Annotated in this window: 2 protein-coding genes; one reads left to right on the forward strand and one right to left on the reverse strand. The window is 69.5% G+C overall.

From position 1 onward, the window contains the following. Nucleotides 1-113: 113 nt before the first annotated feature. Nucleotides 114-650 (forward strand): hypothetical protein, encoded by a 537-nt coding sequence (locus SRB17_RS45210; protein ID WP_153548060.1) that lies wholly within the window; start codon nt 114-116, stop codon nt 648-650. Here SRB17_RS45210 and SRB17_RS45215 read toward each other — a convergent pair. Continuing rightward, entirely contained in the window at nt 607-1,398 is a 792-nt protein-coding gene (locus tag SRB17_RS45215; RefSeq protein WP_153548062.1) for an IS5 family transposase, read from the reverse strand. The two genes, SRB17_RS45210 and SRB17_RS45215, sit on opposite strands and share 44 nt — an antisense overlap. Nucleotides 1,399-1,665 lie beyond the last annotated feature (267 nt).

The raw sequence follows: 1,665 nt of genomic DNA on the forward strand, positions 1-1,665 counted from the left end.
AGTGGCTGTTGTCGTTCCGAATCTGAGGGCGGCGTTTTCGCTGGTCAGGCATAGCGTGGGTGACCCGGTGGGAGTGGTGGCATGTCGTGTCGTCGCTCCCCGGGAGGTTGCGGATGCCGTCCGTCGTCGGACTGCTGGAACAGCACGAGCTCGCTGCTCGCCGTCGAGTCGACGGGTTGCGTGAGGAAGCCGATCGCATCCAGGCCGAGCTGGCCGCGGCCGAGCAGGAATGGCAGGAGTGGGCGATCGCCCGCAGACGAGTGGGCACCGTCCTGGCTCCGGACGACGGCAACATCGCTGATCAGGAGGCCGCTCCCGGCCCACGGGACGCAGGCCCGCGCTCGGGGGCCAGGCAGGCGGCGAAACCGAAGTCGCAGGTGCCGGTATGGCATGAGGGGCTGGCCTGGTCGGTGCTGTCGGTGGACTATCAGCGTATCCTCGCGGCCCTCGCGGACCGGCACCGGCTCCATCAAGGGCCGCTGGCCTGCCAGGAGTTGGCCGTGATGTTCGGCCTGGACGCGGTGCCCGCCACGGTGGAGGCGCTGCGGTCGAAGGCGAAACGCCTGGTCGCGCGGGGCTGGCTGGCCGAGCGGCAGCCGGGCCGGTTCACCCTCGCCCAGGGCCCGGCCGGGCAAGACGGCGCGTCATGAGCAGGGTCATCGACCAGTAGACCATCGCCTCGGCGCTGGCGGTGCGGCGTTCGAAGTCGCGCACCAGACGGCGGGTGCGCATCAGGTGGGCGAAGAACCGCTCGACGATCCACCGCTTGGGCAGCACCACGAAGCCGCGCATGTCGTCGCTGCGTTTCACGATCGCCAGGACCAGCGCGAATGCGGCCAGGCAGTGCTCGACGAGGCTGCCGGTGTAGCCGCCGTCGGCCCAGACCAGTTCCAGCCGGTGGTGCACGTCGGCGACCTGCCCGAGCAGCACGTGGGCAGCGGTGCGGTCGCCGGTGTCCGCGGCGGTGACCATCACACCCAGCAGCAGGCCGAGCGTGTCGACCACCACGTGTCGCTTGCGCCCGTTGACCAGTTTGCCGCCATCGAAGCCACGGCTGTCGGCGCCGACCACGGCGTCCGCCTTGACCGACTGCGAGTCGATCACACCGGCCGTCGGTGCCGCGTCGCGGCCCAGCGTCTCGCGGACCTCTCCGCGCAGCCGGTCGTGGAACTCCCTCACCAGGCCGTGGTCGCGCCAGCGGCGGAAGAACGCATACACCCGGTCCCACGGCGGGAAGTCACCTGGCATCGCCCGCCACTTGATCCCGTTGTCCACGAGATACCGGATTGCGTCCAGCATCGTGCGGTGGCAGTACGCCTCCGGCTGCCCGCCCCGGCCGCGCAGCCAGGCCGGCACCGGCAGCAGCGGCCGGACCCGGGCCCGCTCCGCGTCCGTCATGTCCGACGGATACCGACGAACACGTTCTGGATGATCGGCCGCATTCCCGAACCTGTGAGCGACGCAATCACACGTCGGTGCAACCGAGTTGAACTCCAACGGCGCGAGCACGTACAACTGCGGCAACAGGGTCTCCTGGATCTCGGTTGGCTTCGCAACCCCGAGCTACCAAGAGGCCCTGCCTTCATGCCCACAGCCGACGGCGATCACCCGATCGAGACTCCCGTTCGAGGGCCACCCCTCAAGATCGGAACGACAACAGCCACT

The sequence above is a fragment of the Streptomyces sp. RB17 genome, from assembly GCF_009604455.1.
Taxonomy (GTDB): Bacteria; Actinomycetota; Actinomycetes; order Streptomycetales; family Streptomycetaceae; genus Streptomyces.

Bases quoted from the DNA above. Each gene is read 5' to 3' on its own strand.
- SRB17_RS45210 (WP_153548060.1), top strand. From the start codon at position 114: ATGCCGTCCGTCGTCGGACTGCTGGAACAGCACGAGCTCGCTGCTCGC.
- SRB17_RS45215 (WP_153548062.1), bottom strand. From the start codon at position 1,398: ATGACGGACGCGGAGCGGGCCCGGGTCCGGCCGCTGCTGCCGGTGCCG.